General features: G+C 56.9%; 22 protein-coding genes and 1 pseudogene. 8 read left to right on the forward strand and 15 right to left on the reverse strand.

The genetic code is table 11. The features are described 5' to 3' along the window. Positions 1 to 207, reverse strand: a pseudogene (locus A3714_RS08970) (hypothetical protein); the annotation flags it as partial. Continuing rightward, on the reverse strand, positions 173 to 430 hold the full coding sequence (locus A3714_RS08975) for a succinate dehydrogenase assembly factor 2 (RefSeq protein WP_063508145.1): 258 nt from the start codon (positions 428 to 430) through the stop codon (positions 173 to 175). The pseudogene A3714_RS08970 and the gene A3714_RS08975, both read right to left, overlap by 35 nt. Positions 431 to 644: 214 nt before the next feature. Between A3714_RS08975 and A3714_RS08985 the strand changes: the two genes are divergently transcribed. Beyond that, positions 645 to 1,583: a folate-binding protein YgfZ gene (locus tag A3714_RS08985; protein ID WP_063508143.1), complete on the forward strand. Its 939-nt coding sequence runs from the start codon at positions 645 to 647 to the stop codon at positions 1,581 to 1,583. A gap of 278 nt (positions 1,584 to 1,861) precedes the next feature. Here the strand turns inward: A3714_RS08985 and A3714_RS08990 are convergent, their stop codons facing one another. The 7 genes from A3714_RS08990 to recJ all read right to left on the reverse strand — a co-directional run bounded on the left by A3714_RS08990 (position 1,862) and on the right by recJ (position 10,017). Then, positions 1,862 to 2,971 (reverse strand): enoyl-CoA hydratase/isomerase family protein, encoded by a 1,110-nt coding sequence (locus tag A3714_RS08990; protein ID WP_231866140.1) that lies wholly within the window; start codon positions 2,969 to 2,971, stop codon positions 1,862 to 1,864. 167 nt (positions 2,972 to 3,138) lie between these two features. Then, positions 3,139 to 3,831: a uracil-DNA glycosylase gene (gene ung / locus A3714_RS08995; RefSeq protein WP_062816391.1), complete on the reverse strand. Its 693-nt coding sequence runs from the start codon at positions 3,829 to 3,831 to the stop codon at positions 3,139 to 3,141. Next, positions 3,824 to 4,492 carry a TetR/AcrR family transcriptional regulator gene (locus tag A3714_RS09000; RefSeq protein ID WP_063509697.1) on the reverse strand — a complete coding sequence of 223 codons (669 nt, stop codon included), beginning with the start codon at positions 4,490 to 4,492 and terminating at the stop codon, positions 3,824 to 3,826. Before A3714_RS09000 ends, ung begins: the two co-directional genes overlap by 8 nt. A gap of 113 nt (positions 4,493 to 4,605) precedes the next feature. Continuing rightward, positions 4,606 to 6,108 carry a lysine--tRNA ligase gene (gene lysS, locus A3714_RS09005; protein WP_063509696.1) on the reverse strand — a complete coding sequence of 501 codons (1,503 nt, stop codon included), beginning with the start codon at positions 6,106 to 6,108 and terminating at the stop codon, positions 4,606 to 4,608. 96 nt (positions 6,109 to 6,204) lie between these two features. Further along, positions 6,205 to 7,321, reverse strand: a protein-coding gene (prfB, locus tag A3714_RS09010; protein WP_103916449.1) for a peptide chain release factor 2 whose coding sequence is annotated in 2 segments (ribosomal slippage) — positions 6,205 to 7,248 and positions 7,250 to 7,321 — 1,116 coding nt in all. Because the reading frame shifts where the segments join, the coding sequence is not laid out codon by codon here. A 349-nt stretch (positions 7,322 to 7,670) separates the two neighbouring features. Further along, positions 7,671 to 7,955, reverse strand: a complete 285-nt coding sequence (locus A3714_RS09015) for a hypothetical protein (protein ID WP_062816388.1) — start codon at positions 7,953 to 7,955, stop codon at positions 7,671 to 7,673. Positions 7,956 to 8,292: 337 nt separating this feature from the next. After that, a complete protein-coding gene (recJ, locus tag A3714_RS09020; RefSeq protein ID WP_082844788.1) occupies positions 8,293 to 10,017 on the reverse strand; it encodes a single-stranded-DNA-specific exonuclease RecJ in 1,725 nt (574 codons plus the stop codon). Positions 10,018 to 10,456: 439 nt separating this feature from the next. Between recJ and fadB the strand changes: the two genes are divergently transcribed. The 5 genes from fadB (at position 10,457) to A3714_RS09045 (ending at position 16,429) form a co-directional block, all read left to right on the forward strand. Next, positions 10,457 to 12,604 carry a fatty acid oxidation complex subunit alpha FadB gene (fadB, locus tag A3714_RS09025; RefSeq protein WP_062816386.1) on the forward strand — a complete coding sequence of 716 codons (2,148 nt, stop codon included), beginning with the start codon at positions 10,457 to 10,459 and terminating at the stop codon, positions 12,602 to 12,604. A 26-nt stretch (positions 12,605 to 12,630) separates the two neighbouring features. Continuing rightward, a complete protein-coding gene (gene fadA / locus A3714_RS09030; protein WP_063509695.1) occupies positions 12,631 to 13,806 on the forward strand; it encodes an acetyl-CoA C-acyltransferase FadA in 1,176 nt (391 codons plus the stop codon). A gap of 85 nt (positions 13,807 to 13,891) precedes the next feature. Next, positions 13,892 to 14,572, forward strand: coding sequence for a hypothetical protein (locus tag A3714_RS09035; RefSeq protein ID WP_063525831.1), 681 nt, complete (start codon positions 13,892 to 13,894; stop codon positions 14,570 to 14,572). Positions 14,573 to 14,792: 220 nt separating this feature from the next. Then, positions 14,793 to 15,767 (forward strand): amidoligase family protein, encoded by a 975-nt coding sequence (locus A3714_RS09040; protein WP_063509693.1) that lies wholly within the window; start codon positions 14,793 to 14,795, stop codon positions 15,765 to 15,767. Next, a complete protein-coding gene (locus tag A3714_RS09045) occupies positions 15,746 to 16,429 on the forward strand; it encodes a gamma-glutamyl-gamma-aminobutyrate hydrolase family protein (RefSeq protein ID WP_063509692.1) in 684 nt (227 codons plus the stop codon). Before A3714_RS09040 ends, A3714_RS09045 begins: the two co-directional genes overlap by 22 nt. An 89-nt stretch (positions 16,430 to 16,518) precedes the next feature. On the opposite strand, the gene A3714_RS09050 is transcribed toward A3714_RS09045, so the two are convergent. The 4 genes from A3714_RS09050 to A3714_RS09065 form a co-directional block, all read right to left on the reverse strand. Continuing rightward, positions 16,519 to 18,705 carry a UvrD-helicase domain-containing protein gene (locus A3714_RS09050; protein ID WP_063525832.1) on the reverse strand — a complete coding sequence of 729 codons (2,187 nt, stop codon included), beginning with the start codon at positions 18,703 to 18,705 and terminating at the stop codon, positions 16,519 to 16,521. A 40-nt stretch (positions 18,706 to 18,745) separates the two neighbouring features. Further along, positions 18,746 to 19,567 (reverse strand): hypothetical protein, encoded by an 822-nt coding sequence (locus tag A3714_RS09055; RefSeq protein WP_063509690.1) that lies wholly within the window; start codon positions 19,565 to 19,567, stop codon positions 18,746 to 18,748. A gap of 89 nt (positions 19,568 to 19,656) precedes the next feature. Next, positions 19,657 to 20,415, reverse strand: a complete 759-nt coding sequence (locus tag A3714_RS09060; protein ID WP_082850720.1) for a DUF2726 domain-containing protein — start codon at positions 20,413 to 20,415, stop codon at positions 19,657 to 19,659. Positions 20,416 to 20,693: 278 nt separating this feature from the next. Then, positions 20,694 to 21,563 carry a class I SAM-dependent methyltransferase gene (locus A3714_RS09065; protein WP_063508122.1) on the reverse strand — a complete coding sequence of 290 codons (870 nt, stop codon included), beginning with the start codon at positions 21,561 to 21,563 and terminating at the stop codon, positions 20,694 to 20,696. 206 nt (positions 21,564 to 21,769) lie between these two features. Between A3714_RS09065 and A3714_RS09070 the strand changes: the two genes are divergently transcribed. After that, positions 21,770 to 22,189, forward strand: a complete 420-nt coding sequence (locus A3714_RS09070; RefSeq protein WP_063508123.1) for a CBS domain-containing protein — start codon at positions 21,770 to 21,772, stop codon at positions 22,187 to 22,189. 228 nt (positions 22,190 to 22,417) lie between these two features. Here the strand turns inward: A3714_RS09070 and A3714_RS09075 are convergent, their stop codons facing one another. Together A3714_RS09075 and dbpA are read right to left on the reverse strand one after the other, a co-directional pair. Beyond that, a complete protein-coding gene (locus tag A3714_RS09075) occupies positions 22,418 to 23,377 on the reverse strand; it encodes an ATP-grasp fold amidoligase family protein (protein WP_063508124.1) in 960 nt (319 codons plus the stop codon). Between the two features lie 295 nt (positions 23,378 to 23,672). After that, the gene (gene dbpA, locus A3714_RS09080; protein ID WP_063508125.1) at positions 23,673 to 25,052 is read right to left on the reverse strand and encodes an ATP-dependent RNA helicase DbpA; all 1,380 of its coding nucleotides are present in this window, start codon (positions 25,050 to 25,052) and stop codon (positions 23,673 to 23,675) included. Between the two features lie 459 nt (positions 25,053 to 25,511). Here dbpA and A3714_RS09085 point away from each other — a divergent pair, with 459 nt between their 5' ends. After that, positions 25,512 to 26,630, forward strand: coding sequence for a ferredoxin reductase (locus A3714_RS09085; RefSeq protein ID WP_063508126.1), 1,119 nt, complete (start codon positions 25,512 to 25,514; stop codon positions 26,628 to 26,630). Positions 26,631 to 26,632 lie beyond the last annotated feature (2 nt).

Raw genomic sequence — 26,632 nt, forward strand, 5'->3', positions numbered from 1 at the left:
GTGGAGTTCCATCTGGGACAGCTGCGGCGGCTGCCAGCCTCTCATAAGCAGCGGTAACGCCAGCAATAGCAGCACCAGCGCCCACCAGGGCATTTGCGTCAGCAGGATTGCCGGCACCACCCCAATCACCGCCAGCCACTTCAGCCGGGCGGGATAGCGGGAGGGGCTCAGCTCAAGCTTTTTTCGCGGAGACCAGGGCAAGGACATGGCGTACATACTCGCGCAGCGCCGGGTCTTGCGGCTCACTGCGATAGGTAAACCACTCGAACATGTCGGCATCTTCGCAGGCGAGCAGCTTGGCGAACCAGGCCTGATGCTCCGCCGAGTCGTTATCGAAATGATCATCCAGGTAACCGTACAGCACCACCTCCACTTCGGAGGCGCCGCGGCGGCACTGCCAACGATACTTGCGTTTCAGGTCTTCACTCATGCATTACTTGCCGTATCTTCCAGACTGAGCCTGCATTATCTATCATGTCCGATGATTTCTCATTCCCGATGTGGTGAAGTGCGAGCCTCATTTCGAATGGTGTGCTGTTAACGGGTTGTTGGGGCCTTGCTGGCAAGGCTCCTACGATCTTCAACATTGCGACTATATGCACCATTATTCGCCCCTTCGCGACAGTCCGTTTCACAGGAGCCCCATGAGCTGGTCCGATTTTATCGCCACCCAAGACCTGGCCGACAGCGCCCAAGCCCCCTATCTGAGCCATTGCGACCACCTTGCCGTCATCCGCGCCCACGGCGAGGAAGCGGGCCACTATTTGCAGGGCCAGGTGTCCTGCGACCTGCGTGAAGTGGACCAACAGTGCCATCGCACCGGCATGCACCTGACTCTGAAAGGACGCGGCCTGGTCAGCGTACGCATTGTCCGTGACGGCGACGACTATCTGCTGCTCTGTCCTGCCGGCCTGAGCGAGGCGGTAATCAAGGCACTGATGAAATACCGGCTTCGCGCCAAGGTGGAATTCACCGTGGACCCGAATCTCGTGGTGTTGGGTCTGGCCGGTCATCTCCCCGCCTCGGCCCCTGATCACGGCAACAGCGCCGAGACCGATCAGGGCCTTTGGCTGCGTTACCCCTTCACCGACCACGCCCTGCTGATCGTGCCGCAGGACAGGGCCGAGCCGGTCTGGCAGACCCTGGCCAGCGACCGGGCGCTAACCCGCGCCAATGGCTGGCAGCTGGCCGACATCGACGCCGGTGAGGGCATGGTTTACCCGGGCGCGGAAGATCTGTTTCTGCCCCAGGTGCTCAATTACGACGTCACCGCCGGGGTGAACTTCAAGAAGGGCTGCTACACCGGCCAGGAAGTCGTGGCCCGCATGCACTTCAAGGGCAAGCTCAAACAGCGTATGCAGCGGATCGACTACACCGCGGACGTGGACCTGTTACCGGGCGAAACCCTGCGCGACAGCAACGGCAAAGCCGCCGGCGAAGTGGTCAGCGCCGCCCGCACCCCACAGGGCCGTGCTGCGCTGGTGGTTCTGCGTCGGGATACGGATGGCGTGCTGTTCCGGGATGAACAGGCCCTGGACAGCCAGTTGGGAGCACTGCCCTACTCATTGCCGTGGAAAGAGTGAGAATTCAGTTAACAGTTAACAGCGACGCGGGCTCGCATCGTTGCGGCTTTTTCAAACGTAAGAGGCCGCGCCCAGGCATTGGGCGCGGCCTTTTACGTTGTTAAGCAGGAAATCGGGCACCCTATGAAAACCTGTATCAGCGGTTTCCGCCTTCTCCGTAGGAGCGTCGCCCCTTACGCAAAAAGCCGTGCCCAAACATTGGACGCGGCCTCTTGCGGGGCAAAACCGGAAACCCCGTTTCGCGCGCTGTTAACTGCTCACTATTAACTGTTAACTGATCAACCCAGCTCTGCCAGCGGGTGCTTCGGCGCCGGGCACCGGAAGAAGCCATCAATATACGACCGGGGTACATCGTTGACGCTGCGGTGGCGGAAGGCCGGTTTGCCATCCTTGTCGATCAACAGGGCGCGTACCCCTTCGCGGAAGTCGCCGTGCAGGGAACACTGCACTGCCAGACACCATTCCATGCGGAAAATATCGGCCAGGGACAGATAGGTGGACCGGGCCAGCTGCTCCCAGACCAGGTGTGCGGTTTGCGGGCAACCCCGCTCCAGGTTACCCAGCGCCTTGTCCAGCCAGCTGTCGCGATCCTTCGCGGCGAGCAACTGCTCCACCACCACTGGCAAGGTCTCGCCATCGCACAGGCGATTGATCTGCGGCAGGTGATCAATCAGTGGATGATTCAGCTCACTCATGTCAGCGGCCTGCTGCTTGAACAGACGATACAGCACGGCCCGGTTGTCGGTGACATCATCGGCAAACGCCTGCTCTGCCAACGCCGCCAGCAGGGACTCTGCATCGCCATCCACCATGCGGTCGGCCATGCCGATTTCCACCGCTTCACGACCGTTGATGTGCACGCCGGTCAAGCCCAGGAACAACCCGGCCCGGCCCGGCAGCCGGTTCAGGAACCAGCTGCCGCCCACATCCGGGAACAGACCGATGGTGATTTCCGGCATGGCCATGCGCGAGCGCGATGTCACCAGACGGAAATCCGCGCCCTGCAGCAGACCCATGCCGCCCCCCATGACGATGCCGTCGCCGAATACCACCACCGGAATCCGGCTGGTGTGGATACGGTAATCCAGGGCGTATTCCTCGGCGAAGTACTGCTCCGTGAAGGGGTTTCTGCCCTGCCCCGCATGTTTCACCATGGACTTGTGCATCTGCACGATGTCGCCGCCGGCACAGAAGGCCTTGCCTCCGGCCCCATCCAGCCAGATCGCTACCACATCATCACGCTTCTCCCACTGATCCATCTGCTGGCTCAGGGCCTGGATCATTTCCAGGCTCAGGGCATTGAGTGCCTTGGGGGCATTCAGGGTAGCGCGGGCGATCACTCGGCCGCAGCGGGTTTCGATTTCGGAAAACAACACGCAGTCAGACACGAAAACTCCATAAAGCAGTGAATAGTTAATAGTGAACAGTTAACAGCGCGCGGGCTAGCGTCGCTGATGTTCACAGCCAAGAGGCCGCGCCAACATTCTGGGCGCGGCCTCTTGGGCTGAGAAACAACAGAATCTCTCGCGAGCTATTCACTGTTAACTGTTCACTATTAACTGATCGTCCAGTCGATGGCCGTCTTGCCCTGCTGCAACAAGTACTGATTGGCACGGGAAAAATGGCCGCAGCCGAGGAAGCCCCGGTGGGCGGATAGCGGCGACGGGTGCGGGGCCGTGAGCACGCAGTGTTTATTGCGGTCGATCAGTTTGCCCTTCTTCTGGGCATGACTGCCCCAGAGCAGAAACACCAATCCTTCACGCTCACGATTCAGATGTTCAATGGCCTGGTCGGTAAACTGCTCCCAACCCTGCTTCTGGTGGGAGGCAGCCTGGCCGGCTTCCACAGTAAGCACCGCATTGAGCAGCAGCACGCCCTGCTCTGCCCAATGGGTCAGATTGCCATGGGACGGTATCTCGATTCCCAGATCCCGATGGATTTCCTTGTAGATATTGACCAGCGACGGCGGGGTTTTGACCCCACGCTGGACGGAAAAACACAGGCCATGAGCCTGGTTCGGGCCGTGGTAAGGATCCTGTCCCAGGATCACCACCTTCACCTTGTCGAAGGGGGTCAGGTTGAAGGCGTTGAAGATATCCGGGCCGGGCGGGAACACGGTTTTTCCGGCCCGCTTTTCGCTCGCCAGGAAAGCCCGCAGCCGGGCCATGTAATCCTGTTCGAACTCTCCGGCCAGATGCTGCTTCCAGCCGGGCTCCAGCTGCACGTTCTGGGCACTGCTCTCAGCCATGGGGCAACAACTTGTCCAGCAAGTTACACATGCGCACCTCAACGAAGCTCTGTTCGATCTTCTCCGGGTGCACCAGCAGGCGCTGCTCGATGGAGATCATGGCCATGAGAATCAACTCCGCATCCAGGCGGGGGTGCTCACTGCCGAACAGTTCCGTGGCGATGATCAGGCTTTCCAGCTGCTGCTGCAGGTACAGGTCCGCCAGCTCACGCAGGCGGCTGTCCATGATGGCTTCCTGCATGAACGCCTGCTCGGCCACCAGATGGCCACGCCGCGTGTTCAGCTCGTCCACAATGAAGGCCGCCATCATCTTGCCCATCATGTCGATCAGACGCTGGCGCTCATCGGCATCGGCAAGACTGTCACGGGAAAATTGGGATAACAGCGCAAAGGCCTGCTGCTTGAACGGTTCAATCACTTCCTTTAATGCCCGCTCGGCAAACAGGGTAAAGGTATCGGCAATCAGGTCGGAGATATCTTTGAAGTAGTAAGTGGTTGCCGACAGGGGCACATCCGCCTCACGGGCGACCGCCCGGTGGCGCACTGCGCGAATGCCATCTTTGACAATAATGTTCAGCGCGGCCTCAAGAATCGCCTGACGACGTTGTTCACTGCCGGCACGGCGCGCTTTTCTTCCTTGGTATTGAATTGCACTACTCATGGACACAGTCAGCCTTTGTTGTTTCAGCCCGTTACCCCCCCGGGGGGATGTGTTGTGTCGCTCTCCCACTCGCTACCCGCAAGCCGGGGCACAAAATGTGCCCCAATCAAGCCTCAGCGCCCCTGGGGACGCATGTGCGGGAACAAGATCACGTCCCGAATGGACGGTGAATCCGTAAACAACATTACCAGTCGGTCGATACCAATACCCTCACCGGCTGTCGGCGGCAGGCCATGTTCCAGAGCAGTCACGTAATCCTCGTCGTAGAACATGGCTTCGTCATCACCGGCATCCTTTTCCGCCACCTGCTGGCGGAAACGCTCGGCCTGATCTTCCGCGTCATTGAGCTCCGAGAAACCGTTGGCGATTTCACGGCCACCCACAAAGAATTCGAAACGCTCGGTCACAAACGGATTGTCATCCATGCGACGGGCCAGCGGCGACACTTCGGTGGGGTATTCGGTGATAAAGGTCGGGTCCTTCAGGCGGTGCTCTACCGTCTTCTCGAAGATCTCGATCTGCACCTTGCCCAGGCCGTAGCTGTCTTTCAGTGGAATCCCCAGTGACTCGGCAATGGTGCGGGCCCCATCCAGGTCCGCCAGCTTCGCCGGGTCTATTTCAGGATTAAAATGCAAAATCGAATCGAAAACCGTTATCCGGGTAAAAGGTTTACCAAAATCGTACACATCCCCCTGATAACTCACCTCCGTGGTGCCCAGTACATCCTGGGCCAGCTTGCGCAGCATCTCCTCGGTCAGGTTCATCAGGTCGTGGTAATCACCAAAGGCCTGGTAGAACTCCAGCATGGTGAATTCCGGGTTGTGCCGGGTGGAAAGCCCTTCGTTACGGAAGTTGCGGTTGATTTCGAACACCTTCTCGAAACCACCTACCACCAGGCGCTTCAGGTACAGTTCCGGCGCGATGCGCAGGTACATGTCCATATCCAGGCTGTTGTGGTGAGTAATGAAGGGCCGCGCGGTGGCGCCACCGGGGATCACCTGCAGCATGGGGGTTTCCGCTTCCACGAAGCCCTTTTCCACCAGGAAGTTGCGGATCCCCGCCACCATTTTCGAGCGGATCTGGAAGGCCTTGCGGGTCTCTTCGTTGACGATCAGGTCTACGTAACGCTGGCGGTAACGGGCTTCCGTATCGGTGAGGCCCTTGTGCTTTTCCGGCAGCGGACGCAACGCCTTGGTCAGCAGCAGGTACTCATCCATCATCACATACAGGTCACCCTTGCCCGATTTGCACAGGGTGCCTTTCACACCAACGATATCGCCCAGGTCCCAATGTTTGGTGTCTTTCTGCACGTCCTTGGAGGCATAAATCTGGATGCGCCCGGACATGTCCTGCAGCACCTTGAACGCCTTGCGATCGAGCATCATGCGGCCGGCAACAGCGACCTGAATATTCTTCTCTGCCAGCTCTTCCTTGCTGAACTCGCCATACTGCGCCTGCAGGTCGGCAGCCAGGAAGTCGCGGCGGAAGTGATTGGGGAAGGCATTGCCCGCCTCACGGAGTTCGGCCAGTTTGGCCCGGCGCTCGGCGATCAGGCGATTCTCTTCATGCGCCCCTTCCTGAGAATCGATCTGTGTCTGCTGCTCGTCGTTGGACATTGGGGTACCTTGATTTCTTTAATGCCATTGCAGTGGCATTTTTTGCTCATTAAACCACTGAGAGTCAGGTAACTGCCTACCCTCACCAGTCAGTTTTTACAATCCAGCCTTCAGCGACGCTTCAATAAACGGGTCCAGCGCGCCGTCCAGTACCTGCTGGGTGTTGTGGCTTTCCACCCCTGTACGCAGGTCTTTGATGCGACCGTCATCCAGCACGTAGGAACGGATCTGGCTGCCCCAGCCGATATCCGACTTGTTGCTTTCCTGGGCCTGCTTTTCCGCATTGCGGCGCTGCATTTCCACTTCATAGACCTTGGCCTGCATCATCTTCAGGGCCTGGTCCTTGTTCTGGTGCTGGCTGCGCCCGCTCTGACACTGGGTCACCAGGGTGTGCTTCTCGCCACCCTCGTCGGTGTATTCATAGGTCAAGCGCACCGCGGAATCGGTCCGGTTAACGTGCTGCCCCCCGGCACCGGAGGCGCGATAGGTGTCCACCCGCATGCTGCCCACGTCGATATTCACGTCGATATCGTCGTCCACTTCCGGGGACACGAACACCGAACTGAAGGAGGTATGGCGACGGCCGCCGGAATCGAACGGGCTCTTGCGCACCAGCCGGTGCACGCCGGTTTCGGTACGCAGCCAGCCGTAAGCGTACTCGCCCTCGAAACGGATGGTGGCCGACTTGATACCCGCCACATCGCCGGCGGACGCTTCCACCAGCTCGGTCTTGAAACCGTGGGCCTCGCCCCAGCGCAGGTACATGCGCAGCAGCATCTCGCCCCAGTCCTGGGCTTCGGTACCACCGGACCCGGCCTGGATATCCAGGTAGGCGTTGCAGGCATCCATCTGGCCGGAGAACATGCGACGGAACTCCAGATCCGCCACCATCTTCTCCAGCCGGTCCAGCTCGCTTTCCACTTCCGGCAGGCTGTCTTCGTCACCCTCTTCCACCACCAGCTCCAGCAGCCCGGAGGTGTCTTCCACCCCCTGGGAGGCCTCATTGATGGTGTTGACGACCAGCTCCAGCTGGGCCCGTTCCTTGCCCAGCCCCCGGGCATAGTCCGGATCGCTCCAGACATCCGGGCTTTCGAGCTCGCGCTCGACTTCGGTCAGACGTTCGCTCTTCTGATCATAGTCAAAGATACCCCCTAAGCGCTTCGACACGCTCAGACAAGTCGGAAAGATGGGTTCGCAGCGGATTGACTTCCATTACGTCTCTCTAGAATTAGTGCTTGGCAGAATGGATACGTGGAAAACAGCGCAGTCTAACGGTTTGCGGGTTGGCTGACGAGGGGCGGCGGCGCCCGCTTCACCGCAAGAGCGCGGCCCGCACGTTTATAACGAAGCCGCTGTAGGAGTTCCTCTTGAGGGACGAACCACGCGTCAGCGTGGAAATCGCCCGCAGAGTCTGCCCCGGATTCGGTTCGGAGCAGCAGAGCAACCGGGGTCTCCAGAATGATCAGGTGACACCCGCATCGCCTGTTTCCTCGCCAGGGCTCGGATTCGTCCCTCAAGAGGAACTCCTACAGCGGCTTTGTCGATGTCCCGGGCGCGCTATGTCAGTCTCTCAGTTCGTAGACGTGGTAGGCATCCGGCTTCATCTGATTGATGGTGGTGCCGATATAACGGGCATTATTGGGAATGCCGGACCCGGTGTTGAACACCTTGAAGGTACGCACTTCTTTGGGGGTGTCGATCACGGTGTCCGCGTCCACTTCCACCCACATGAAAATAATGGCTTCCTGGGGAATATAATCCACCCGCAGAACCTTGCCTTCTTCGGGCAGGCGCAACTCCTGCACCTCGTTCACCACCTTCAGGCGGTGCTTGTGTATGGTCTTCATCTTCGTCCCCTCCGTTAAGGACACAACACAGCGGTGGACGATAGCCACCCCGCGCAGTCAATGCCGGCACGGCCTTTTGGGCCGTACCCCAGTAAAAAAGGCGCCCGATGGTGAGCGCGAAGCGCAATGCTAGCAAAAACCGGCACCGCCGACAGCATTGTCGACAATTTTGCGGGGCGGCAGGGTGTGCCAGATCAATCCCCACCCGTTGGAGCCTTGCTCGCAAGGCGAAATGCGAGCCCAGGCGAGCCTTCGACCCCTTCGCCTTGCGAGCAAGGCTCCAACGGTGAATCGGGTAGTTTGGGTAGCCCGGATAGCTCCGGGGAGGTTGGCAGCGTTACAGCGGAATCAGATGCTCGAACAGCAGCTGCGGGTTGCGCTGGCCGCGGAATTCGTTGACTTCCAGACGGTAGACGCCGCGCACCCGGGCGATACGGCTGGGCAAGGCCTCCACCGGCACATTGAAGTGGATGGCATCGATGATGCCGTTGACGCCGGGCAGACCCAGGGTCAGCTTCAGGTGGCGCTCGCCGACAATACGGTGCTTGAGCACCTCGAATTCTCCATCGAAGCATGGCGCCGGAAAACCCTGCCCCCAGGGGAAGCGGTGGCTGAGCAGTTCCGCGTTACTCAGGGACAGCTCGTGGTCATCCAGCTCGCCGTCGGTCTCCACCACTTTTTCCAGGGCCCTGGGGGACAGCAGCTCACTGACCGCCTTCTCGAAGGCCACCTTGAACTGATCCAGTTTGTCCCGCTCCAGGGACAGCCCCGCCGCCATGGCGTGGCCACCGAACTTGCTCAGCAGTCCCGGGTTGGCGGTGGCCACCGCATCCAGGGCATCGCGCAGGTGCAGGCCGGGAATGGAACGGCCGGAGCCTTTCAGGGTGCCCGGCTGCTGGGCCGGCGCAAAGGCGATCACCGGGCGATGAATAATTTCCTTTACCCGCGAGGCAAGAATCCCCACCACCCCTTCGTGCCACTCCTTGCCGTACAGACACAGCCCTGCCGGCAGGTTCTCCGGGTTCAGCCGCGACACCTCGACCATGGCCGCGTCGCGCATGCCGTGCTCGATGGAGCGGCGCTCGCGGTTGATGGTGTCCAGCTCCTGGGCCATATCCAGCGCCTCCGCCTCGGTCTCTGCCAGCAGACAGGCAATGCCATGGGTCATATCCGACAGGCGCCCCGCCGCATTCAGCCGCGGGCCCACCGCAAACCCCATGTCCGCCGCCAGCGCCCGGCTCGGATCGCGCCCGGCCACCTGCAACAGGGCCCGGATACCCGGGCAGCCCTTGCCGGCGCGGATACGACGCAGGCCCTGCTCCACCAGCACCCGGTTGGCGTCGTCAAGGGACACCACATCCGCCACCGTCCCCAGGGCCACCAGATCCAGCAAATCGGTGATCGGCTGCGTGGGGGTGAAACCCTGATCGCGCAGGGCCCGCTGCAGGTCCATCAATAAATAGAAGGCCACGCCCACCCCGGCCAGGTTGGCGGCGGGGAAATCCTCGCAGCCCGGCAGGCGCGGGTTCACCAGGGCATCCGCGTCCGGCAGGGTATCGCCGGGCAGGTGATGATCGGTAATCAGCACCTTGATGCCCCGGGCCTGGGCGGCGGCGACACCGTCCACGCTGGCGATGCCGTTATCCACGGTGATAATCAGGTCCGGCCGGTACTGCTGCTGGGCCAGCTCGACAATGGCCGGCGACAGTCCGTACCCATATTCGAAGCGGTCCGGCACCAGGAAATCCGGGCGCGGGAAGCCCAGCAACTCAAGGCCCCGCACCATCAGGGTGGTGGCGGTGGCGCCATCGGCGTCGTAGTCGCCGACAATACAGATACGCCAGTGATCGGATCGCCCTTGTAACAACAGCTCCACGGCCCCACGCAGTCCTGTGAAGGCAGACGGATGAGGCAAACGCTTGAGCGCCAACTCCAGCTGCGCCGGGTCGTCCACGCCCCGCCCGGCCAGAATCCGCGCCAGCAAGGGCGGCACATCCGGCCAGTCCGGCGTGTGCTGCGGTCGGCGGGTGATGTTGGGCAGGCTGAGCTTGTCTACGGGCATTAATAGGCTCGGTAAAGAATCACGCCACCGTTGGAGCCTTGCTTGCAAGGCGAAGGGTTTCAATCTGGCCATGTGCCAGCGGATATCTCTTCGCCTTGCAAGCAAGGCTCCAACGGAAATGTTGGGAGGGGCAGTCTGCCATGGTTGCCGCAATACGGCACTAACCGCCACACCCATCAGCACTATCACAGGGAGCGAGTGATGAAATTTTCACCAACCGCAGCAGCCCCAGAGGGCCCACGACCAATTAGTCACAAATTGGGGCTAAAAAAGTCATTCACCTTCCCTATACTTGCGGGCCTACAAGTTTCGTTGTTTATGTAAGCAAACACTCACATGAATGCTTATATGAAGGACGCCGCCTCCCCCATTTTCGGGGGCCGGGCAATACCAAAGCGGCCTGATTCGCCGCGTACTTTGGGACTGGAGAGCAGAAGCTATGATCTATCAAGGCAACGCCGTAAGCGTACAACTGCTTGACGACGGCATCGCCGAACTGAAGTTTGACCTTCAGGGCGAGTCCGTTAACAAGTTCAATAAGGAAACCGTGGAAGACCTCGGCAAGGCTGTCGATGCCATTAAAGGCAACAACGACATCAAAGGCCTGGTCGTGACCTCCGGCAAGTCGGTTTTCATCGTTGGCGCCGACATCACCGAATTCACTGACATGTTCAAACTGCCGGAAGACGAAATTGCCGGCTGGTGTCTGAAATCCAACCAGGTCTTCAACGCCTTTGAAGATCTGGATATCCCCAAAGTGGTTGCCGTTAACGGCATCGCCCTGGGTGGCGGCCTGGAAATGTGCCTGGCCGCAGACTTCCGCGTACTGAGCGAAAAAGCCCAGGTGGGACTGCCGGAAGTGAAGCTGGGCCTGTTCCCGGGCTTCGGCGGCACCGTGCGTCTGCCCCGTGTGATCGGCGTGGACAACGCCGTTGAGTGGATCGCCGCCGGCGGCCAGCACAAGGCTGACAAGGCCCTGAAAGTGGGCGTTGCCGATGCCGTGGTTGCCCACGACAAGGTTAACGACGCTGCCATCGACCTGGTCAAGCAGTGCCTGGCCGGCAAGATCGACTTCCGCGCCAAGCGTCAGGAAAAGCTCGAGCCCCTGAAGCTGCCGCCCATGGAAAACATGATGGCCTTCCAGACCTGTATGGCCATGGTCCAGGGTCAGGCTGGCAAGAACTACCCCGCTCCCGTGGCAGCCGTCAAAGCCATGCAGGCCCACGCCGGCATGACCCGCGACAAAGCGCTGGAAGTGGAAGCCAAAGGCTTCGCCAAAGTCGCCAAGACTCCGCAAGCCACCGCCATGGTCGGCCTGTTCCTGGCAGACCAGCAGGTGAAGAAGGTCAACGGCAAAACCGCCAAGTCCGCCAAGGGCTTTGAGCAGGCCGCCGTACTGGGCGCTGGCATCATGGGTGGCGGTATCGCCTTCCAGTCCGCCCTGAAAGGCACCCCCATCATCATGAAGGACATCGCCGACAAGGCGCTGGACCTGGGCATGAACGAAGCCTCCAAGCTGCTCGCCAAGCGCGTCAGCAAAGGCAAACTGGATGCGGCCGGCATGGGCAAAGTGCTGTCCAACATCCGCCCCACCCTGAACTATGGCGACTTCGGCAACGTTGGCGTGATCGTGGAAGCGGTGGTCGAGAACCAGAAGATCAAGCAGTCCGTTCTGGCCGAGACCGAAGAGAAAGTGGAAGACGGCACCATCCTGGCGTCCAACACCTCCACCATCTCCATCACCAAGCTGGCCGAAGCCCTGAAGAAGCCGGAAAACTTTGCCGGCATGCACTTCTTCAACCCGGTACACATGATGCCGCTGGTGGAAGTGATCCGTGGCGAGAAGACCTCCGACGAAACCGTCGGCACCCTGGTGGCCTACGCCCAGAAAATGGGCAAAACCCCCATCGTGGTCAACGACTGCCCCGGCTTCCTGGTTAACCGCGTACTGTTCCCCTACTTCGGCGGCTTCGGCATGCTGATGCGCGACGGTGCCGATTTCCAGGCCGTGGATAAAGTCATGCAGAAGTTCGGCTGGCCCATGGGCCCCGCCTACCTGATGGACGTGGTCGGCATCGACACCGGTGTTCACGCCGCCCAGGTTATGGCCGACGGCTTCCCCGAGCGTATGCAGTACGACTTCAAAGACGTCTCCACCGTGATGTTCGAAAACGAGCGTTATGGCCAGAAGAACGGTGTGGGTTTCTACAAGTACGAGCAGGACAAGAAAGGCAAGACGCAGAAAGTGGTCGACGAAAAGACCTACGAACTGATCAAGCCCCACGTCGCCGACACCCAGGAATTCGATGCGGACGAAATCATCGCCCGCATGATGATTCCCATGTGCACCGAAACCGTTCGCTGCCTGGAAGACAACATTGTAGGTTCCGCTGCCGAGGCCGATATGGCCATGATCTACGGCATCGGCTTCCCTCCCTTCCGTGGTGGTCCGCTGCGCTACATCGACAGCCTCGGCGTGAAAGAATTCGTCGCGCTGTGTGACAAGTACGCGCACCTGGGTGGCATCTACGAAGCCCCGCAGATGCTCAAAGACATGGCCGCCAAGGGCGAGTCTTTCTTCGCCTAAGCCACGGACTGAAAGGAGTTAGAGAAATGAGCTTGAATCCCAATGACGTAGTTATCGTCGATGCGGTCCGTACTCCCATGGGCAAGAGCCGTAATGGCCAGTTCCGTCACGTGCGTGCCGAAAAACTGTCTTCCCTGCTGGTGGAAGCGCTCATGGAGCGTAACCCCAACTGGGACATCCAGCAGACCGAAGACGTGATCTGGGGCTGTGTAAACCAGACCAAAGAACAGGGCATGAACATCGCCCGTAACATCGCCATGCTGGCCGGCCTCCCGCGCACCAGCGCCGCGCAAACCGTGAACCGTCTGTGCGGCTCTTCCATGCAGGCCCTGCACTCCGCCGCCCAGGCCATCCAGACCGGCAACGGTGACGTGTTCGTCATCGGTGGTGTGGAGCACATGGGTCACGTGGCCATGGATCACGGGGTGGACATCAACCCTGAGATCTCCAAGGTCACCGCCAAGGCCTCCAACATGATGGGCCTGACCGCGGAAATGCTGGGCAAGATGCACGGCATCAGCCGTGAGCAGCAGGACGAGTTCGGTGTCCGTTCCCACCGTCTGGCCTGGGAAGCCACCCAGGAAGGTCGCTGGAAGAACGAGATCGTTCCCATCGAAGGTCACGACCAGGACGGCAACAAGGTCCTGTGCGAGATCGACGAAGTGATCCGTCCCGGTGCCAGCATCGAAGACATGCAGAAACTGCGTCCGGTCTTCGACCCGGCCAACGGTACCGTCACTGCCGGCACCTCCTCTGCCCTGTCCGACGGTGCCTCCGCCATGCTGGTCATGAGCGCCGCCAAGGCCGAAGAAATGGGCCTGAAGCCCCGTGCCAAGATCGTCTCCATGGCCGTTGCCGGCTGCGACGCCGCCATCATGGGTTACGGTCCCGTACCGGCCACCCAGAAGGCCCTGGCTCGTGCGGGTCTGACCATCGACGACATCGACTACGTGGAGCTGAACGAAGCGTTCGCTGCCCAGTCACTGCCCGTCATGAAGGACCTGAAGCTGCTGGACGTGGCCGACCAGAAAGTGAACCTGAACGGTGGCGCCATCGCCCTGGGTCACCCGCTGGGCTGCTCCGGCGCGCGTATCACCGGCACCCTGCTGAACGTACTGGAATGGAAAGGCGGCAAACTCGGCCTGGCCACCATGTGCATCGGCCTGGGTCAGGGTATTGCTACTGTGATTGAGCGGGTATAACGCTTGATACCCGAAGCCTGACGCCGGACGCGCTCCGGTGTTCAGGCCCGGAGCCAATTTCCGGGCTCGCCTCACAAGGGCGGGATTGGAAACAAAAAACCCCGGCTTATCCGCCGGGGTTTTTCTTTGTGTGGTATACAATGAGGTCAGCGATAAAAAACTGATACTCATGATGAAACGCTCACTGATAGTACTGCTGACCACTCTCTTCTCATGGAACATTTCCGCCGAGGAAGCCCCTCTTGCCAAAATCGAGCAAGATATCCAGCTTATCCGTAAGCACTTCCATTCAAGTTCAGACGACAAAACACTCAAGAGTGTCGACATTCTGACACAACAAACCGTGCAGAGCCTGGCTAAAACCCTCAGCAACGAAAACCATAGCGAAGAAAAGCAGAAAGCCTCCGAGCTGTGGAGCTATCTTGAACTCGCCCTGCATGGGACAACAGCCCAAATGGGCGGGCTTCTTTCTAACAATAACTATGACAAGAATGATGCTCTCAGACAGCAAACCGACCTGAGATTCGAAACAATAAACAACTTCTACGAGGAAGCTCTTCGGGCCCATCCTCAGCTGGGTGGAACCATTATTCTGGAGCTGAATTTCTCCAAAAACGGATACATCTCAGCCATAAGCGTTAAACAGGCTGATCCGGGCATGATCAATCTGGCCGAAAGAATCACACCCGCCATGCGAACCCTAAGAATACCCGCCCAAACATCCCCCGAGGCGATAGATTACAAATTAGAATTCTTCCCTGATTAGCCCTAGATGTGTCGCTGGGTAGTCGCCAATCAGAGCAGAAGAACTGACAAAGGATAGGAAGCTGTAATTTCTAAAGCGCACAGAGTGCCAAGTTGTGGGTGTCCTGTTGTTCATGGTTGCTGTCCGCTCCGCAGGCAGCGTAATGTTGTCAAAACTCATCAAGTCAGTGGGTCCAACTCCAGGGAAGGTCACCCTGGACAAGCAGCGAGGTCGCTCATTAATGGATGCTTACAGTTCCCGGTTGGAAACACTGAATGCATTGAAAAATACCGCAGGAAAAGTCCGCACTGTGGGCTTCGAGCTTGAGTTCTCCGGTATTACATTCCGGGATACCGCCCGCGTGGTGTGCGATACGCTCAACGGAAAAGTGACAGACGAAACCGCCGCGGAAGTGTGTGTACAAACTGATCACGGTGATTTCAATATCGAGCTCGACTGGGATTTCCTCAAGACAGCGGCCGCCAATGCGGGCGAGACCGTGGATGAGCTGCTGCATCCCCTGTCAAAGGCGGCGGCTCTGCTGGTGCCCGTCGAGGTGGTATGCCCGCCATTGCCGGTAACATCACTCACTATCCTGGATGGTATGGTCGAGGCGCTGCGCAAGGCCGGCGCCACCGGTACCGAGGAATCGCTGATCGCGGCCTACGGGGTCCATATCAATGCGGAAGTACCGGCACTGGATGCGCCAACCATTCACCGTTACCTGCGCGCTTTCGGGCTGCTCCAGTGGTGGCAGATCGAAGCCAACGATGTGAATCTGGCGCGACGCATCAGCCCTTATATCGACCTGTTCGAGGAGTCCTATATCAAGCTGCTGCTAACCCGGGATGAACCGGACATCGCCACCCTGATCGACGATTACCTTGAACATAACCCGACCCGCAACCGCGCCCTGGACATGCTACCCCTGTTTGCCGAGATCGATGCGGACCGCGTCCGCGCTACGGTCGATGACCCGAAAATCAAGTCGCGACCGACCTTCCACTACCGGTTACCCAATTGCCAGATTGACGACCCGCAATGGAGCCTCAACGCTTCCTGGCTCCGCTGGTGCTGGGTTGAACAACTGGCCAACGACGACGCCTCACTCCAGGCGCTGGGTAAAGACTTTCTCACGGCAGACAGACCGCTGCTGGGTGTGGATCGCGGCGCCTGGGTGAAAAGGATAGCCCGATGGATGGAAAACCACGCATAGGAGTGACCGGCAACCACCGTCGCTGGGCGCCGGCCTGGTGGTGCACGGCGCTGGCCCTGCGCCTGTGTGGTGCGGTGCCCCAACGCCTTTCGATTGATCATCCCTGGCAGGGCGAGCCGCCTGATGCGCTGGTGATCGGTGGCGGCAACGACATCAGCCCGGAACACTACGGCGGTGAAGTGGATGCCAAAGTCAAACTCGACCCGGCACGGGACACCCTGGAAATCGAATGGATTCGGCATGCCCTCAGCCACGGCATTCCCATCCTGGGCATATGCCGCGGAGCGCAATTGATCAACACCGTCCTCGGCGGCACCCTCTACAATGACATCCGCGATATTCGCCGTCTGACCTATAACCGCCCTGGCCTGCTGCCCACCAAACAGGTCTGGCTGGAACCCGGCTCCCGACTCGCCCACATCACCGGCAAGACCAAACTACGCGTGAACAGCCTGCACCATCAGGCCGTGGAACGGCCCGCCGACGCCCTGCACCGCACCGGCTGGGATCTGGACAAGATCACCCAGGCCATTGAGCCCACCGACAATGCCCCCATCATCGGCGTCCAGTGGCACCCTGAATACATGATTTACCTGCGGTCACAATTCAGGATCTTTCGGTGGTTGGTGGATCTGGCGTGTCGTAAAGGGCGTTCTGCCTGACTCTTTTAGTGGATTGTCGCACGGGGCAAGACCTGATCCTAAATCCGTTTGGGAAATGGGAGACCTGACCCCAGAATTATGTAAGCCAGCTATATATCTGACTTATTTATAATGCCCGCCTGAAAAGCAGACTCTAGCATCTCAGGCTGCCCTCCACGCTCTCTTGATGTTACCAAGTTAAGAACCTTCGAGGCTCTACTAGCGCCCAGATATAACCTTGATAGAAAACGTCTCTTCCTTCCCAAACTTTCCTCATCACTCATGTCAGCTTTGTCAATGTGAATAATATAGACCACATCAAATTGTAGGCCAGCCACAAAATCCGGCATACTTAAAACACATCTTTTTCCTGCATATTGCAGATTCTTAACACTCCTTTCACTATCAATAACTACAATTTTTTTCGCAATACGACCCGCATTAGCATAAGTAGAGAAAAGCTCTTCATTCATGCATAACACTGCCACATTTTTCCCAGACCCAATCCTCCTAGCATGACGGTGAGCCTCGCCCACCACTTTGTCTATGAGAACTGAGTTTTTGGGGAATGAATATAAAGTAGGCTTTTCACCGCTATCAAGCTTCGAATCCCCGGTATAATCAACCCACTCTTCTCCCAAATCCAATGCTGGAAAGCATCCATCAATATTAGACAAGAATGCCGAAATCTCAGGAGTTGATCTAAAAATCTTAGTCAATTCAATCAAATCTGTTTTTCCAACATTAATCGTTTGAAAGAATCTTGCAGCACCACCCGACACCCCGCTTGACAAAAAGCGATCATCATGGCTTTGCTTCAAATCATAAGCCATAAAAATTGGCAGCTTCCCATCGGTATTATTTCTTTTGTTTCTGAAAAGCTCATGAAAAACTTCTCGCTCTAAATGATTAAACTGGTGGAGTTCATCAACGAAAACAAGATCAAACCCCCTTTCCTCAGCCTCATATCCCCAAGTATTTGAACCAAGATACCTGACAAGATCAGCAATCATCTGATCAAGACTGATTATGTTTTCGTTTGATAACGACCTGTAATATTTATCATATACCTCTATAACGATTTCCCTATCAGATCTTTTTGGCAGCGACATCTGCCAATCACTTCTTTTTTCATTAGCAACATATCTCTGGACTTTATCAGGCTTATTCTTATTAATCCCTTCTGGATCAAGAATAGAGGATATTTCGTTCATCAAATCCGAAACAAAAACCTCATTATTTGAATTACCGAGAAAAGCATCCCTTATCCATTCAGATGCTTTTGGCAACAACGACTCTTTGACATAAGGGTCTCTTGCAACTTCACCAATAAACATTTTAATGTATTCGAGTTGGTCCTGCCTACCCTCAATGCCATCCAGAGATATTGGAACAATTTTTTTGGATTTGTAGTTCAAAAAATCTTTTGCAAGCTCATACAATGAACCGACCCACAAGCATGATTTATCATTACTCGCTCTTCTTCCTTCAGGGTCGAGTATCGATATCATTGGTGAAACCACATCATGTGCAACACTTTCGCTATGCGTAAGAAATGCAATCCTTAATGAGCGCCCATCATTATTTGCATCAATAATCTCTTTCAAACTCTTTATCACCATACAAAGAGTCTTACCTGTACCCGCTGCGCCCCTTAGACGAATAGGCGCACTTAAACCCGCTTCGACAAATTTTCTTTGCTGATCAGTAAGCTTATAATTACACCAATCCTCTAATGAAGCAGACGCAACATGATCCATTGTCGATGTATCATCTAGTACGATACCAAAGTCACCCTCAATATCCCGAACATCACCAGATGAAGAGCTTAAAGAATCTGATGTCAAAATGTCATACCATGCATCTATTACGCTGTTAACGACATCCTCATTCTTATCAACATCAGAAAATTCAACAGGCGCTTCTTTGTAGTTATACACATGCAAGATTTCTCGCCCCGTAACGCGATCAAAGTATACCCTCTGCCCTTCTCCATTGTTCTTTGGGTAAGCATAAATAGAAAAACAGCTTCCTGAAACATACTTCCCCCAAGACTTAGGTATTGAAACCTTACTACTAAAGGACGCTAGTGAGACCTGCATAATCCTATCAAAAACCGCTTTAGGCTTTTCTATTTTTTTTAACACCTTACTTGACACTATTGTCAGAGGCACTTCCTCACCTTCACCACTCAGGAGAAATACAAATCCATTCTTTTCGATACGCTTCAACCCATCAAAATTTTCTGGAATGAAAAACTCATCAAACCAAGTATCCGAAATTCTTGCTCTTGCCATTTTCTCCATTGACTTTGAATCGATAACTAGAGCCTTGCAATTAAACATTAATCACCTCAAAAGATTCTTCCGCTATGAACTTAAATGCAATCTCAGATTCATTTTCAAAATACTCTGGCATGCCAATCCTTGAGTACAACTGAAACATTTTCTGTGAAACAAAAAACCTAAAATAATCCGAAAGCCTAGCAACCCTTACATACCCATCATCAATCCCAGAAGCTCTTATTTCACTTTCATTCACAAAAATAGATTCATCTTTAATTGTGACGATATCCCTGAAAGATATTACATAGCCAATCTGATTTTCATTAGGTATAAAGGGAACAAAGCAATAACCTTCCCCCATACCTCCGGAAAGATAATTCTTAATCTGGACCTCAAGATCCCCAGCTCCTTTTTTGCTTTCCGACAAATACTTGACAAACCTATTTTTATTACTGCCACTAATCAGGGAATTGAATTGAGCACAATATTTCTTCAAATTACCCTTATCTTTGCCGCCAAATTCATAGTATCGGCAAACAGCCTCCAGCCCCTCTCTATCAACCCATTTGACTATATTCTCAGGATTTACCACATCACTTTCTGGTGACTTTCTATTGATTAGATTTAAAATATTATTTACGGTATTTCTTTTTTCATCATGCACTTTTTTCGCATAAAACTTACTCTCGAGAAAATCATTAAGATCAATCAGCTCAACGCATGTAATTTTCCCATCATGTTTATTTTTATCAATATCACAGTCTGCTGTAACAATTACAAATAACCTTGCTTCTTTAGAGTACGCTTTTATCACATCACCCTGTCTAATCATTTCTTCATCAGGTGACATTTTTTCAAACCAGTTATCCTTCATTTAAACCCCCACTTCTTGTCAAAATTTTTAGCACCCCGATGAGAACAATGAGAGAAACAGGGTCAAGTCTTGCCCCGTGCACTTTCAACTCAATACTTCCTCACTCCTCGACACTTCGGAAATGCACTACACCCCAAAAACTGCTGCCCTGCATTCTTCCCTGAGCGAGCCCTCCGCAGGACCATCACTTCTCCACACTGGTGACAAGCAGGTGCAATCGGCAGTGCAACAACCTCAGCCTCAGTCGGAGCCTCTTTCTCATTACCTGCTTGTTGCTCGGAATGGTTATCGACCCTTTCCTGCTCATTTTTCGTTACTTCAGCGCCCTGCCCTTCAATCTGCCCAAGCTCCTCCAAGGACGAATCATGCTGCACAGGAAAAAGCATCGCCTCAACCTGCTGACGAATATCCACCACCCCATACCCCCTTATTAGCAGTGGCAACCCAGCCGATTCACAGGCTTGTTCCAAAAAGGCATCGCGCTTCTGCCGTTTGGCCGAACCATGGCTGGCATCATCCAGCTCAATAGCAAGTTTTACGGCGCAGTCTTGGGGGTCGCAGAGGAGGAAATCGATGTGTTTGGCGGAAATTTTGTTGAAGGCTCCTTGCCAGCTGGATCGGTTGAGGCCTTTCTGAGGAGCCAGTACATCCGCGACGCGGACTTTGGAGAAGATCAGGGTGTTATCGCCCACAGCCTGGCAGAGCACACCATAAAAAGAACGCTCCGCTTTGCTTAGCAGGTAGGGCTTACGACGATAGGAGAGTTGGCCAGAGCTGGAAGGCAACGACTTCAGCAGCAGTAACACGGCCACTCCCACGACAATGATGACGAGCAGGACGGTACTCATGGCTGTTGGTGTCCGGGCCGTGTATGGGCCGGTCGCAACAGGACTGACAGGTTACGTAAACAGACTGGCATCCCTTCCCCAGATTCGCTGTTTCAGGCCGTGCCACCCTGGCCGGCCGTTATTATTGGTATTCGTTATCTGTGAACCAGTTCGAATTTACACAACTCTGGCGGGGAAATAAACGAATCCGCTTCGGGAGGGAGTTCGAGGCGCATTTCGAGGTGACCAACGGCGCGGCGAGTTTGTGACTCGCCGACAAGGGAACAAGTACCCGCCCGCTAGGCGCGCGCCTTGATTTGCCAGCAGGCGGCGTTGAACCGGACCATGCCCCCTTCAATAAAGGGCGTGAAAGCCTCACTGACTACCGGAATGAGCTGTGATTGCGTTGTTTCATCCAGGTCAGGAAAGACCCGCCCCAGCGGGCCGAGACGGGTGAAAAATCCGACCAGCTCGGATACCGGGAATGTGCATTCGATATCCAGTGGTTCGACCCTGATATTATTCCAGCCCGCAGCATCCAGGATGGCTTCGACGCGATGGCGGTCTGCAAAGGCGAACTGACCGGGGGCGTCCGGGTGTGGCTCCGGGAGCGTGACCATGGGACTGGCGGCACGGGCGGCGGTGGTCATGAAGGGGTTTTCTTCGCGGGAGCGCCAGGCAACAAAGAGCGCGCGGGCATCGCGGGCGGCTGCGCGACGGAGGTTCTGGAAGGCTCGTATCGGATCGTCAAAGAACATGATGCCAAAGCGCGAGATCAGCATCTGAAAGCTGCCTTCGTCAAAATCGTAAGTGGAGGCATCGGCGCAGATAAACGCCGTGCTGGCGTTTGCCTCACCGGCGCTCTCCTCACCGACACCGTCCCCACCGGCCCCCTGTTGCGCCGCCTCGATCATGATGTCGGAGATATCGACACCTGTTGCACAGCCGCCAGGGCTGATATGACGGCTGATCGCCCGGGTGGAGGTGCCGGCGCCACAACCAATATCCAGTACACGATGAGGGGATTGGCATTTCACCGCATCCACCAGCAGCGCTTCGATGGGCTTGAAAAGGTGGTCGATCAAATCCCGGGATTCCACCCAATGGCGGCCGCCCACGCTTTTCCAGAGGGTTGAGGAGTCGTCAGGTTTCTTTACAGACGTATTCATAGCCGGTCTCCGGAGCCAAAGTCGCCTCTATGTTGTCGGCAGTCTGCAACTTCAAGTCGGCTTTAGGTCAAGGAGCACGACGATGAATGTTTCAGGCGCCGCCGCCAAGCGGGCCAACAGAGTTGGCACGGTTCCCGCGGTAGTCAGGGGTACAGGCCGGCGACAGTCGGCAGGATGGTTTTAGAGCCTGACAACGAGCTAAGCCCATGGATTCTGTCTCCATTAACGACCTGATGTGTACCCGTTTTGCGACGATCCACCCGGAGATGCCGGTGGTGGAGGCGTCCAGCAAGCTGATCAAACTGGATATGCTTGGCAGCCCGGTCACCGACAAGGCCGGCACCCTGGTGGGCTGGATCAGCGAGCGTGAATGCCTGCAGGCCGCGCTACAGGTGGTCTACCACAACCAGCGCGTGGCCACGGTGAGAGACCTGATGCAGGCCGAAGTGCTGACCGTATCGCTGGACGATGAGGTGCTGGGGCTGGCCCAGCAGATGCTGGCCGCCAAGCCCAAGATCTACCCGGTGGTGGACAGCGCCAACAAGGTGGTCGGCGTGATCAGCCGCCGGCATATTCTGACTATGCTGGATCAGAAGTTGGCGGAGTTGAGCAGGAACGCCGGATAATCTGGCTTTTATGGTCTGTTTTGTGGCGCATCAACAGCCTTGATTTGCACCATTGGTGTGCAATTTCTCGTGGGTCGTTTCGCCGGCTAAGGGGTTTTCCGGTTGTTCACCGCCCTATTCGCCATGCAAGCATAGCTCCTACAAAAGACGGGTGGCCTTGTCTGGGCATTCGATGGCATGTCTGCCTCAGTGGCGCTGCTCCAGGCCGATCGCTGGGAGCGCAACCTATCAGGAAGACGCACGCTCCAAATACTGTTTGAGTATCGACGCATAAAATCGTCTGAAACCGGTCAGGTTCAGATCGTTCAAAAAAGCGGATTTTCTGATATCCCAGGCTTGAGAAAAGCGAGAGTTTGCATCGTTGGCAGAAGGTAGATACACATACCCAGCCTCGTTATAGACTGTCAACTCTCCCAGCCACCAAGCTTCACCATCAAAAATAAAATCTACCCTCAGCTGATCGAACTCGGCACCAAGCTTTCGGGCCATGGAGACAGCATCGTCAACTGTGTTCGGTAATGGCTTGGCGTCATTGGGTGGGACTATTCGGTCGGGCTCAGGGCTGATATACAGCTCGCCATCGGCAGTGATATCCCAAGTGTTGGCCCACTTGTTGCCAAACCGGTCGCCGATATGATGCAACCGGACGGCATCACGACCATGGGTGAAGACCTTGACCTCCTCAAGCTCACCGGTCTGAGGCCTAATTTCATCTTCTATGAAAACTTTTCGGTCAATATGGGCATAAGCCCACTCACGATGCTCTTTGCCGTGATCATATGTCAGCCAGTCATGAATGGTGGCATCGATCTTTTTCTCTGAGAATGTGTTTTTACTGAGAAACAGGTTGGTTTCGCTGCCGTGATTGGCTTTCAGGAGTACCGCCTTGCCCAACAGCTCAGGCGGAATGGACGCAGCCGAGATCCCGATCCAGCGGACCGGGGCAATATTCAGCGCTGGCACCCTGGCCGCAACCCAGTCCTTACACGCCAACTTGTCGGAAAGAATGACAAAACGTGGATCGTGGTCGAACAGTTTCCTCCAGAGAAATTTATCATTGACCGTTCGCGGGCAAAACATATTCGGGTAGGCGCCCGTTCGACGAATAAAGTACAGGACCATTTTGGGATGCCGGACCCACAAGAAAACTTCCAGTAACCGTTTGATCAAGCGTAGTTTCAATGGCATGGGTACCTGTCTCACTTCCCTATGAAAAGCCCGAAACCGGGCGCGATGTTCCCTTGTACATTTTTATTTATAGCGTAACGCTTCACAACTCCACTCAAACGCATGCTCACTTCAAGCGCAAAGGGAACGCTTCCTTGGCGCTTTGAGACAAGGCTGGTCGGGTGGAAATCGTCATGTTCTTTATGTAGGCGGACGTTGAGACGCGATTTCTTCGCTGCAATACATGAACGGTTTTTCTGGTTTGGGTATTCGCCATGCGAGCATAGCTCCAACGGAAAGGGCGGTCGCCGGCGGGCTAAAGCTTTTTTACCCGCCGGTTCTTGCCCTTGATCTTGCCACGCATTAATCGCTGCAGTGCCAGGTCGGCGCTATCGCGCTCGATGGCTACGTAGGCCTGGTAGTCGGTGACGGTGATCTTGCCCACCTGGTTGCCGGGGATGCCCGCGTCGCCGGTGAGAGCGCCGAGAATATCGCCGGGGCGCAGTTTGTCCTTGCGGCCGGCGCCGATGCACAGGGTCACCGTGGGCGGCAACATGGGATCGCCGGCGCGGGGTTTCAGGCTGGACACCGGGTGCCAGTTGAGCATTTCGCCCTGCAGTTCCTCGATGGCCATGGCCCGGCGGCTTTCACGGGGCGCCACCAGGTTGATGGCCAGGCCCTTCTCCCCCGCCCGGCCGGTGCGGCCGACCCGGTGGATATGGGTCTGCGGGTCGTGGGACAGTTCCGCGTTGATGACCATGTCCAGGCTGTCGATATCCAGCCCTCTTGCGGCCACGTCCGTGGCGACCAGTACAGACAGACTTCGGTTGGCGAACAGGGTGAGCACTTCATCCCGCTCGCGCTGCTCCAGGTCGCTGTTCAGAGCCCGGGCGGCCAGACCCTGCCGGCAGAGCTGGCTGACCACATCCTGGCACTGCTGTTTGGTGACACAGAACACCACACAGCCGGTGGGCCGGAAGCAGGCGATGGCGTCGGCCACGGCTTCGTAGCGTTGCAGGGGCTCCACTTCGTAGAAACGCTGCTCGATGCGGGTGTTGTCGTGCATGGCCGCCACTTCCACATGCTCCGGGTCACGCATGAAGGTTTCTGCCAGCTGCTTGATGCCCGCCGGGTAAGTGGCGGAGAACAGCAGGGTCTGGCGACGGGCCGGGGTCTGGCGAATCACTTCCGCAATATCATCGAAGAAGCCCATGTCGAGCATGCGGTCCGCTTCGTCCAGCACCAGAGTATTGAGCCCGTCGAGGCTGAGTGTGCCTTTGCTCAGGTGCTTGAGGATGCGCCCGGGTGTGCCCACCACCACCTGGGCACCATGCTCCAGGGAGCCGATTTGCGGGCCGATGGGCTGGCCGCCGCAGAGGGTCAGCACCTTGATGTTGCCGGCACCCCGGGCCAGACGACGAATCTCGGCAGACACCTGGTCTGCCAGCTCCCGCGTGGGGCAAAGCACCAAGGCCTGGCAGCCGTAGTAGCGCAGGTTGAGCGGGTGCAGCAGAGCGATGCCGAAGGCAGCCGTTTTGCCGCTGCCGGTGCTGGCTTGGGCAATCACATCCCGGCCTTTCAGCAGGGGCGGCAGGCTGGCCGCCTGTACCGGTGTCATGGCCGTATAGCCCAGTGTGTCCAGGTTGGCGAGCATGTCGCTGGTCAGTGGCAGGGAGGAAAACAGGGAATCAGTCACGTCAGGGCCCGGGTGGCAGAAAATCAGGGGTGCAGTGTACCAACTGTTGGGCGGGGGGCGATGGATTTCATGGCGGGTTTGGTTTTTAGCGGCAGAAGGCTCGGCGTTTCGCTTTGTGAGCCAGGCGCCAACGCGTTTGGCGCGGGGTTGTCGCCGTATCAAAAAAACAGGGTGGACAAGCCGGGCGTTGTCATTTTAGTCTTGTAAACACTTGTGCACGCACAAGTGTGCACATTCATGCTGCCCCGATTGTATGCCTTGACGGGCATTCCGTTGGGATTGCGTAAAGCAGGTTGGTCAGCTCGCCCTGCACAGGCGGATACTGACATTGACCCTGATACGCGCTACCACAACAGAACAGACAAAACGGACAATGGCGGGCCGCCCTTGCTGCCCGTCGCCAGCCTGGTCCGCCAGGCGAGCAACACCTCATAAAATGACAACGAACGAGGAACCGTTATGCGTCAACCCGCCCAGCCCGAGCCAGGTGCGTCACCCTCTATCTGGTCTCGTCTGAGTACCATCACCGATTACTTTGCCTGGCCCCTGCGCACCTCCCATTATCTGGAGCTGGTGAATCCGCTGTGGACCACCCACAAGCTGCAGGCCAGGGTGGTCAAGGTATGGGATGAAACCAAGGATGCACGCACCCTGACCCTGCGCCCCGGCCTGAACTGGCGGGGCCACCGTGCCGGTCAGCATGTGCGGGTAGGGATTCCCGCCAACGGCAAGCATTACACCCGCACCTACACCATTTCCTCCCCGCCGGAGCGGGAGGACGACTGCTTCACCATCACCGTGAAGGCCATCGACAAGGGCACCATTTCCCACCACATCGTGCGCAATATCAAAGTGGGCGATTACCTGCCCATCGGCTTGCCCCAGGGGGACTTTTACCTGCCTGACGCCCAGCCGATCCAGCCGCTGTTTATCACCGCCGGCAGCGGTATCACGCCAGCTTTCAGCATGGTCAACAGCCTGATTGCCCAGGGGCGCCTGCCGGATACCCACCATATCCACTATGCACCCCATGAGTTTGATGTGGTGCTGGGCAAGGAACTGAAGGCGATGGATCGCTACAACGATCGCTATCACCTGCATCTGATTTATAGCCGCGAGGGCGACGACCCGAGCCGCAACCGGTTTTCCGCCGCCCAACTGGATGCACTCTGCCCGGACTGGAAAGAACGGGATGTGTACGCCTGCGGCCCCCCTTCCCTGCTGGAAGCCATCGAGCAATGCATGGAAGACGCGGGTTGTATCCGCCGGTTGCATGTGGAGCGGTTCCGCGCCCCCTTTACCGAGGTGCCCGCCGATGCGGTGGGTGGCCGGGTGCGCTTCGCCCAGAGCGATGTGGAAACTGACGGCGACAGCGACACGCCGCTGCTGAAAGTGGCCGAGGAAGCCGGCATGAACCCGCCCCACGGCTGCCGCATGGGCATCTGCCATACCTGCAACACCACCCTGGTGTCCGGCTGTGTACGTGACCTGCGTACCGGCGAGGTACTGAACGAGGCAGGCAGCATTGTACAGACCTGCATCTGCGCCGCCGCCGGCGATTGCGAACTGGATTTGTGAGG

Source organism: Alcanivorax sp. HI0007, from assembly GCF_001635525.1.
GTDB lineage: Bacteria > Pseudomonadota > Gammaproteobacteria > Pseudomonadales > Alcanivoracaceae > Alcanivorax.